This is a genomic window from Lentzea sp. NPDC060358, from assembly GCF_042725365.1.
Lineage (GTDB): Bacteria > Actinomycetota > Actinomycetes > Mycobacteriales > Pseudonocardiaceae > Lentzea.
Genome location: NZ_JBHXCW010000064.1, coordinates 26,183 through 35,275 on the forward strand (window position 1 = coordinate 26,183; position 9,093 = coordinate 35,275).

Below are 9,093 nucleotides of genomic sequence, written 5' to 3' on the forward strand. Positions count from 1 at the left end.
GTGAACCAGATCCACTTCGCGTTGCAGGTCTTCGCCGCGCTGGCGCTCGTGCTCGCCGCGACCACGCTGTGCGGGCGCCTCGCCATGCTGGTCCGCCAGCCCAGGGTGGTCGGCGAGATGGTCGCGGGCGTCCTGCTCGGGCCCGCGCTGTTCGGCGCGATCGCCCCCGGCGTGCAGGCGCAGGTCTTCCCCGCCGACGTCAAGAGCACCCTGTACGTGCTCAGCACGATCGGCCTGACGTTCTACATGTTCCTCGTCGGGTCCTCTTTGGACCACAAGCTGACCACGGGGGCCAACGCCCGCAAGGCCTCCGTGCTCGCCGTGTCCGGCATCGTGCCGACGTTCCTGCTCGGCGCGGGCGCCGCCGTGGTCTTCTACGACTCCCTCAGCCCCGAGGGCACCAGCCTCTGGGTGTTCATGCTCTTCATCGGTGGCGCCCTGTCGATCACCGCGTTCCCCATGCTCGCGCGGATCCTGCAGGAACGCGGCATCGCCAACACCCCGATCGGCGGTCTCACCCTCGTCGCCGCGGCGATCGACGACGCGGTGGCGTGGGCGTTCCTCGCGCTGATCATCGCGGTGGGCGCGTCCGGCAGCCCGTCCGGCGCCCTCAAGACGATCCTCGGCGCGGCGATCTTCGCGGCGCTCATGCTGACGCTGGGCCGCAAGTGGCTCGCCAAGCTCGGTGACCGCGCCGAGCGCGAAGGCAAGCTCAGCCGCGACATGATGGCCCTGATCCTGTTCGTCGTGCTGCTCTCCGGCTGGTACACCGACTACATCGGCGTGTTCTCGGTGTTCGGCGGGTTCATCACCGGTCTCGCGATGCCGAAGTCGCCGGTCGTGCGCCAGGAGCTCGAGACGAAGCTGACCGACCTCAACTCGATCCTGCTGCTGCCGGTGTTCTTCGCGTTCAGCGGCCTCAACACGCGGATCGACGGCTTCGGTTCCGGTGGCGCGCTGTGGTTCCAGCTCGCCGCGATCATGCTCGTCGCGTTCGTCGGCAAGTACGTCGGCTGCGGGCTCGTCGTGAAGGCGCAGGGCTACTCGTGGCGCTACGCCTCCGCGGTCGGCGGGCTCATGAACGCCCGCGGCCTGATGATCCTGATCTTCATCAACATCGGTCTCGCCTACGACCTGGTGACGCCGGAGATGTTCGCGATCCTCGTCGCGGTCGCCATCGTCACCACGGCCGCCGCGATGCCGATCTACCGGGCCTCGCTGCCCGACCACCTGGAGGCGCAGGCGAACGTCAAGCCCTCTCCCGCACCAGTTCCGTGAGCCGCTGAACGACGGCGGCCGGGTCCGGCAGGTCCGCGATCTCGGCCGCCACGGCCGAGGCGACCTGCCGGACGGCGTCGTCGGCGAGCAGCCCTCCCGCCGCCGCCTCGACCGCGTCGGCGGTGACCTCCGGCCCGACGAGCCGCGCGCCCGCACCGGTCTCCGCGAGCACGGCGGCGTTGACGAACTGGTCGGCGCCCTGCGGCAGCACCAGCTGCGGCAGCCCGGCCGCGAGCGCGCCGAGCGTCGTGCCCGTCCCGCCGTGGTGCACCACGAGAGCGGCGCGGCGCAGCACGCTCGCCTGCGGCACGAAGTTCGCCACCACGACGTTCGCCGGCACCTCGCCGAGCACCGCAGGGTCACCGGGCCCGACCGCGACCAGCACCTCGACCGGAAGCCGTGCCAGGCCGTCGATCGCGGCCCTGAGCACGTCCGTCGCGCGGTAGGACACCGTGCCCAGCGTGAGGTAGACGAGCGGCCGTTCCCCGGCCAGTTCCGGCATCGGCACGTCGAGGTCGAATGCCGACGGCCGCTGCCGGATCACTTTGGGCAGCGCGAGGACCGCGGGGTCGCGCACGGTGTCCGGCCAGAGGTCGATGACGGCGTCGCCCAGCATCGGGTTCGCCGGCAGCTCCCCGTCCCACAGCCACGCCATGCGCGGCGCGGCCAGCGCGGAGACCTCGGGCGGCATCGACCGGCCGATCACGTGCGACACGACCGGGATCCCGGCGTCCCGCGCCGCCTTGGCGGCACCGACGTCGCTCATCTCGTAGACGACGAGGTCCGGCCGCACCACCGGCAGCAGGGCCTCGAGGCCGGCGAGTGTCGCGCGCGGCAGGACGTCGGCGAACATCGTGATCATGACCGTGACGACGTCGCCGTCGGGATGCCGGCGGCGAGCCTCGGTCTCGGCCTCCGCCACCGCGATCCCGGCGGGGTGGGCCTCGAAGCCGAGCTCGCGCACGCGGTCGAGGAAACCCGGCCCCGTCGCGAACACCACGTCGTGGGCCGCCTCCACGGCGGCACGGGCGAGCGGGACCAGTGGGAAGAAATGACCGTGGGCCGGGCGGCACGAGAAGAGGATGCGCACCTCCGCGAGCCTATCGATCTTCACCACCGGGAGGGTTTGTTTTGGTCAACACTGAAGTTATCGCAGTGAACGACCTGCGGTGAAAGCGGTTTCCGCATTACCGGGCTGGCGTTCCGGCGGTCAGGGTTCTCCTGCCCCGCGGCGCTCACCGGCACGGCCGCGGGAGAGCCCCTAGGCTGCGATCATGGACAGCGGCCGGCAGACCCGTGTGCGTCAGGCGTTCGACGACTTCTTCGCGCCCGTCGAGCCGAAGTCGGAGAGCTGGGTGCTCGACCTGTTCCAGCGCACGGCCTCCACCGTGCCCGCGTACGGCAAGCTCCTGCGGGAGCACGGGATCGAGCCCGCGGGCGTCACGACGTTCGCGGACTTCCAGCGGCTGCCGCTGCTCGGCAAGGCGGACTACCACGAGCGGTACCCGTTGCCGGAGCTGTGCCGCGACGGCGCGTTGAGCGGGTGCGACATGATCGCGGTGTCGTCCGGGTCGAGCGGGCGGCCGACGGTCTGGCCGCGTTCTCTGGAGGACGAGCTGCACGTGGCGCGACGGTTCGAGCAGGTGCTCGTCGACGGGTTCCGCGCCGGTGAGCGGTCCACGCTCGCCGTGGTGTGCTTCCCGCTCGGCACGTGGGTCGGCGGGCTGTTCACGCAGGCGTGCGTGCGGCACCTCGCCGCCAAGGGCTGCCCGGTCACGGTGGTGGCGCCGGGCAACAACAAGGCGGAGATCCTGCGGGTGCTGCCGGAGCTGGCGCCGCACTTCGACCAGGTGGTGCTGCTCGGGTATCCGCCGTTCGTCAAGGACGTGATCGACACCGGGGTCGCGGAGAACGTCGACTGGCCCGCGTACGAGATCAAGCTCGTGCTCGCGGGCGAGGTGTTCAGCGAGCAGTGGCGCGACCTGGTGTCACAGCGGGCCGGGATCTCCGATCCGGTGAGCGGTGTGGCGTCCCTGTACGGCACGGCGGACTCCGGGGTGCTCGGCAACGAGACGGCGCTGTCGGTGGGGATTCGGCGGTTCTTCGCGCTGCGGCCCGATCTCGCGCGGGAGGTGTTCGGCGACTCGCGGCTGCCCACGCTCGTGCAGTACGACCCCGCGAGCCGGTTCTTCGAGGTGCACGACGGCACGCTGGTCTTCACCGCGGACGGCGGGATCCCGCTCGTGCGCTACCGGATCGCCGACGAGGGCGGCGTCCTCGCCCACGACGAGCTGCTCGGGTTCTGCGCGCGGCACGGCTTCACTCCCCCGCCGGGGCCCGGGCTGCCGTTCGTGTTCCTGTTCGGGCGGTCACTGTTCACCGTGTCGTTCTTCGGCGCGAACGTGTACCCGGAGAACGTGACGGTGGGCCTGGAGCAGGCCCGGATCAGCGACGTGGTGACCGGCAAGTTCGTGGTCGAGTCGGTCGAGGACGCCGACCGCGACCGGGTCCTGCGGATCACCGTCGAGACCGCGCCGGGCCGCACGGCGGACGCCGACGCCATCGCGCGGTCGATCAGGGAACAACTGCTCCGGCTCAACAGCGAGTTCGCCCACTACGTGCCGGCGGAGCGGCAGCTGCCGGAGGTCGTGCTGCGCCCCGCGGGTGATCCCGAGTACTTCCCCGCCGGCGTGAAGCACCGGTACACGCGGCGGTCGTGACGTGTGCTGTTGCACCACGGTGCAACAGCTTTTCGAGGTCCGTCCCACACCGGGGTGGACGCATCCCGTGGCCGCGGGCGCCGGTGCTGGAGGTCCAGTACGCGTGCGACCGCGACCTGCACCTCGGCGGGCGCGGGCTGCGGCTGGTGCCGTCGTACTTCTGCCGGGGCCCCGTGGCCTTCGCCGACCCCGGACTGCCGCCCACGGTGGTCCACCCGCTGCACCGCAGGACGTTGCTCGGGTCAGCCCTGCTCGGCACCAACCGAGGCTCGGCGGCGCGACCACAGCCCGATCACGCACGCGGCGAACGCCGCGCCCGTGAGCAGCACGTGGATCGCGGCGCCGAACCTCGTCGCGAACGTCACGCCGGTGCGCAGCGGCACGCTGGCGGTCATCAGGGCGTCGGTGAACATGCCCGTCGACTGCACGACGCTGCCGTCCGGGCGCACCACCGCGCTGACCCCGCTGATCGCCGCGACCACGACGGCGCGGCCGTGCTCGATCGCGCGCAGCCGGGCCATGCCGAGCTGCTGGTAGGTCATCTCGCCGCGGCCGTACCAGGCGTTGTTGGTCGGCACGACCAAGAGCTGGGCGCCTGCCGCCGCGCTCTCGCGCAGCACGTAGTCGTAGGCCACCTCGTAGCAGATGCCCACCCCCACGCGGGTGCCCGCGATGTCGAGCACGCCCGGTTCGGTACCGGCGTCGAGGTCGGCCTGGTCGGCGAACGGCGTGACGAGGCGGGCGAGGTCGCGCAGCGGGATGTGCTCGGCGAACGGCACGAGCTCCTGCTTCGCGTACGACGCGCCGGCGCCGGTGCCGGGCTGCCAGGCGATGACGGAGTTCTGGTTGTGCCGCAGCGCGCTCACGAGCGTCGGCACGCCGAGGTCGGTGATCGCGCGGTCGAGCACCGGGTCGCGGTCGCCGGTGCGGGTGGCGCTCTCCGGCCACACGACCAGGTCCGGCTTCGGCACGGAGCCGCCGCGCACGAGCGCGGCGAGTTCGGAGGTCTTGCGCAGGTGGTTGGCGCGCAGGGTGTCGCCGGCGGTGAGCAGGTCGAGGCCGATGTCCGGCGCGTTGCCCTGGACGACCGCGACCGTGCGCTGCCCGTTCTGCGCGTCGACCGCGACCAGCGGGCCGGCCGCGAGCGCCGCGGCGAACGGCAGCAGTGCCCAGCCGCGCCGCCACTGCCGGACACGGGGCAGCCACGCGGCCAGGCCAAACCCGGTCACGACGACCGCGAACGTCACCAGCGGCGCGCCGCCGACGATAGCCAGTCGCGCGAACGGGCCGTCGACCTGCCCGAACGCGACACGGCCCCACGGGAAGCCGTTGAAGGGGATCAACCCCCGCGCGGTCTCCTGCAGCACGAACAGCGACGCCACCCACACGGGTGCGGCGGGCAGGCGCGCGACCAGCGGCACGAACGCCATGACCGCGCAGACGAACAACGCCATCAGCGCGGAGAGGACGACCCACGGCCACGGGCCGAAGTCGTCGCCGAGGAAGTGCTGGATCCACCACAGGTGCGGGAGGAAGAACCCCAGGCCGAAGACGAACCCGAGTCCGGCGGCACGGCGCCCGCGGACGCCCTCGAGCGTCAGCCACAGCACGGCGAACGCCGGGACCGCGAGCCACCACGCCGTCCGCGGCGGGAAGCTCAGCGCCAGCGCGCCGCCGGCCAGCGCGGCCGCGCCGTAGCGGCCGAGGTCAGCCCTGCGCAACGGACACCCTCGCCCGCCGCAGCGCCAGGTACGCGGCCGCGACCAAGGCGACGCCGACGACGTAGGCCGTGACCAGCTCGGCCACCCGGCCGGTGAAGTTGCCCGCCAGCGGCGGCACCAGCAGCGCGAAGACACCGGTGAGCACGGCGACCCGCGTGCGCCACGGCCCCTCCGGCAGGCACGCGGCCAGCGGCAGCGCGGCCCACAGCAGGTACCACGGCTGGATCACCGGCCCCAGCACCACGATCAGGCTCATCATCATCCCCAGCGCCGTCACCTCGGAGATCCCGCCGCGCAGCTGCCGGGTCACCAGGACGACCAGCCCGCACAGGATCAGCACGAGCCCCGCGATCCGTGCCGAGGAGATCATCGCCTGCCCGGCTTCCGGGCCCGACACCGCACCCGCCAGGAAGCCCGGCCAGTTCGTCGGCGCCATCCAGCTGCTGACCTTCGAGGGCGTGCCGAGCGCCTGCACCCAGCCGAAGCCGCTGCCGCCCGCGAGCGACGTCACGACCGAGACCACGACCGCCGCGGCGACCATGCCCGCGCCCGCCAGCAGGAACCGGGCCAGGCCTGCGCCGAGGCGGCGGGCCAGCGCGGTGCCGACGACCGCGAGCGCGACCAGCGCGGGCAGCTTGACCTGCGCGCCGAGTCCGATGAGGACGACCCCGGCCGTGAACGGCCACCAGCGCAGCTCCGGCAGCGCCTGGAGGGCGACCACCGTGCCCGCGAGCATCAGGCCGAGCATGACCGCGTCGTTGTGGACACCGCCGACGAGGTGCCAGAGCACCAGCGGGTTCAGCACGCCCAGCCACAGCGCGGTGCGCTCCCGCACGCCCGCCATCGCCGCGAGGCGCGGCACCGCCCAGACGACGAGCAGCAGGCCCAGCACGGCGACCAGCCGGTAGAGGACGATCCCGGACACCGCGTCGCCGCCGGTGACCTCGGCGATCGTGCGTTCGACGGTGGTGAACAGCGGCCCGTACGGAGAGGGCGTCTCCCGCCAGTAGACGCCGACGCGGGCCACGGCCTCCGCGCTCGCCCCGGCCGCCGGGCTCACCACGTTGGGGTCGAGGCCGTTCGCGGCCACCTCGCCCTGGGCGAGGTAGCTGAACACGTCGGCGCTGAACAGCGGCGGCGCGGCGAGCAGCGGCGCGCACCACCAGGCGAGCGTGTTCCGCAGCCACCGCGGGTCTGCCTGCGTGCGGCCGAGCAGCGCCCACGTCAGCACGACCAGCCCGGCCCCCGCGATCGCGATCCCCAGCGCCGGTGCGGCGCCTCTCGCTCCCCACGCTCCGGCGGTGAGCAGGAGGGCGCCCCCGAACCCCGTCCAGCGGAGGAGGTCCGGGGTGCCGGTGGTGACCTGGGCGGTGGGCCAGCGGTAGGTGACGGTCTGCACCGGAGCAAGGGTGGTGCCCTGGTTCGTCACTGCGCGTCCTTCTGCGGTCGCGCTCCCACGTCCTCCTGGAGGATGATCTTTTTTTCGACCCGGGTCGATCAACCTCCGGCGAAGTCGTGCGTCATCCACACGGTTCCCTTGGCGTCGCGGACGACGACGATGCCGATGCGCGTCGAGGACTTGCTGAGGATGTTCTTGCGGTGGCCGTCGTTCGGCGGCTTCTCGTCGATCATGCCCTGGGTGAGGCCGAGCGCCATCTTGGAGATGGGCTCGACGGCGTCCTTGACCGGGCCGCCCATGCCGACGTTCTCCGCGACCGAGCTCCACTTCACGCCCGCCGCGGTGCTGCGCTCGCCCAGCCCGCTCTCGCCGGTGCACTGGTGGGACAGGCCGCAGCCGTTGCTCGTCATCGCCCTGGTGTGCCGGTCGGCGGCGGTGACCAGGGCGGGGTCGACGGTCAGCGGCGGCAGCCCGGCGTTCGCCCTGGTGTCGTTGATCAGGGCGAGGACGCGTTCCTCCGGTGTCGGGACGCGGACGGGTTCCGGGGTCTGGGTCGTGGTGGTGGTCGTCGTCGTTGTGGTGGTGGTCGTGGTCGTCGTGGTCGATGACAGCGTGACGGAGGTGGTCGAGGGCGCGGTGCCCGTGGCCGAGGCGAGGCTCGTGCTGGTGCTCTGGATCGCGACGACGACCGGTGGTTCGGACGGCAGGAACACGAGCGCGCCGGTGACGCCCAGCACCGCGCAGACGGCGGCGGCACCGGCGGCGGCGAGCAGCGGCTTGGTGGCGACGAACCCGGCGAGCTTCGCGACCGGACCGGTCGCCTCGGCGAGGTGGGCGGCGGTGTGCGCCGTGGTCGCCACGGGGGTCACGTCGGCCAGGTTCTCGAGCAGCCGCGGCAGGTAGGAGGCGGGCACGGTGAGCAGCGCGGCGCCGGTCAGGATCCGCTCGACGGGCATGGCGTCGTCCACGCCCCGCCGGCAGCGCCCGCACTCGTCGACGTGGCGCAGGAGCCGCTTGCGCCACAACGGGCTCGGCTCCCCGTTCCAGCCCTGCGCGGCCTTGTCGAGGCCGGGGCACCGCGGCTCCACCGACAGCGCGCGCACGAGGTGCCGGATGGTCTCCAGCCGGCCCTTCAACCGGCTGACCCGCACTGTGACGGCGTGGGCGCCGAGGTCGAGCGCGTCGGTGACCTCCGCCCGCGTGAGCTGCCCGACCCGTTCGAGCGTCCACAGCGCCAGCAGCTCGCGGTCGGCCGGGTCGAGCCACCGGGCCGCCTCGTCGACCTCGCGCCGCTGCTGAGCGAAGTGCAACCGCGACAACGCCACCTCGACGAACTCCGCTCCCGGATCGGCCCGGTCGTACTCCTCCAACGACGCCGGGGCCAGGTCGCGGCGCCGGTAGTGCTCGCGGACCTGGTTGATCGTGACGGCGACCAGCCACGACCGGAACCGGTCGGGCTCCCGCAGCGCGTCGATGCCGCGGATCACGCGGACCATCGTCTCCTGCACCACGTCGTCGACGTCGGCGTCGGCGTGCAGCGCCCGACCGGCGACGTTGTAGACCAGCGGCAGGCAGGCCGCGACCACGGCGTCGAGCGCCGCCCGATCACCGGCCCGCGCGGCATCGACCTGCTCCGCGTCCACCTGCCCCAGCCACTCCCGACCCGTCAACTTCCGCACCCTTCGCCCGGCGACCTTCCGTACGCCATGGGGAGACCGGCGAGTCTCACGTCAGGTCACAGAAAGCGGGCCGATTGGTGAGCCAGGTCACAGCCTGGGGACGGGCGGCGGCAGGCGGCACGCGGGTGGTGGCCGGCGGGGCGGCGGGGTGGTGGCGGCGAGCAGGTGGCGGCCGGCGGCAAGCGGCAGGCGGGTGGCGGCCGGATCCAGCGGGGCGGGCAGCGGCCGGGCGGCCAGCGGGGCGCAGAGCACCACCGTCTCCCCGTCCGGATACCTGCCGACCGTCAGGCCCGAGG

The 9,093-nt window shown here is 72.9% G+C and carries 6 protein-coding genes and 1 pseudogene; 2 read left to right on the forward strand and 5 right to left on the reverse strand.

Annotation, left to right across the window (positions count from 1 at the left end; translation table 11 throughout):
• Positions 1 to 1,278: a cation:proton antiporter gene (locus ACFWGZ_RS16325; protein WP_382452321.1), complete on the forward strand. Its 1,278-nt coding sequence runs from the start codon at positions 1 to 3 to the stop codon at positions 1,276 to 1,278.
• On the opposite strand, the gene ACFWGZ_RS16330 is transcribed toward ACFWGZ_RS16325, so the two are convergent.
• Positions 1,250 to 2,392, reverse strand: a complete 1,143-nt coding sequence (locus tag ACFWGZ_RS16330; protein WP_382452322.1) for a glycosyltransferase — start codon at positions 2,390 to 2,392, stop codon at positions 1,250 to 1,252. The two genes, ACFWGZ_RS16325 and ACFWGZ_RS16330, sit on opposite strands and share 29 nt — an antisense overlap.
• A gap of 160 nt (positions 2,393 to 2,552) precedes the next feature.
• Between ACFWGZ_RS16330 and ACFWGZ_RS16335 the strand changes: the two genes are divergently transcribed.
• On the forward strand, positions 2,553 to 3,998 hold the full coding sequence (locus ACFWGZ_RS16335; RefSeq protein ID WP_382452323.1) for a phenylacetate--CoA ligase family protein: 1,446 nt from the start codon (positions 2,553 to 2,555) through the stop codon (positions 3,996 to 3,998).
• Between the two features lie 242 nt (positions 3,999 to 4,240).
• Here ACFWGZ_RS16335 and lnt read toward each other — a convergent pair whose 3' ends face one another.
• The 4 genes and pseudogenes from lnt to ACFWGZ_RS16355 all read right to left on the reverse strand — a co-directional run.
• Entirely contained in the window at positions 4,241 to 5,719 is a 1,479-nt protein-coding gene (gene lnt / locus ACFWGZ_RS16340) for an apolipoprotein N-acyltransferase (protein ID WP_382452324.1), read from the reverse strand.
• Positions 5,706 to 7,148, reverse strand: coding sequence for a polyprenol phosphomannose-dependent alpha 1,6 mannosyltransferase MptB (mptB, locus tag ACFWGZ_RS16345; protein WP_382452325.1), 1,443 nt, complete (start codon positions 7,146 to 7,148; stop codon positions 5,706 to 5,708). Before mptB ends, lnt begins: the two co-directional genes overlap by 14 nt.
• A 68-nt stretch (positions 7,149 to 7,216) precedes the next feature.
• Positions 7,217 to 8,788 (reverse strand): sigma-70 family RNA polymerase sigma factor, encoded by a 1,572-nt coding sequence (locus tag ACFWGZ_RS16350; RefSeq protein ID WP_382452326.1) that lies wholly within the window; start codon positions 8,786 to 8,788, stop codon positions 7,217 to 7,219.
• A 96-nt stretch (positions 8,789 to 8,884) separates the two neighbouring features.
• Positions 8,885 to 9,093: pseudogene (locus ACFWGZ_RS16355) on the reverse strand (hypothetical protein); the annotation flags it as partial.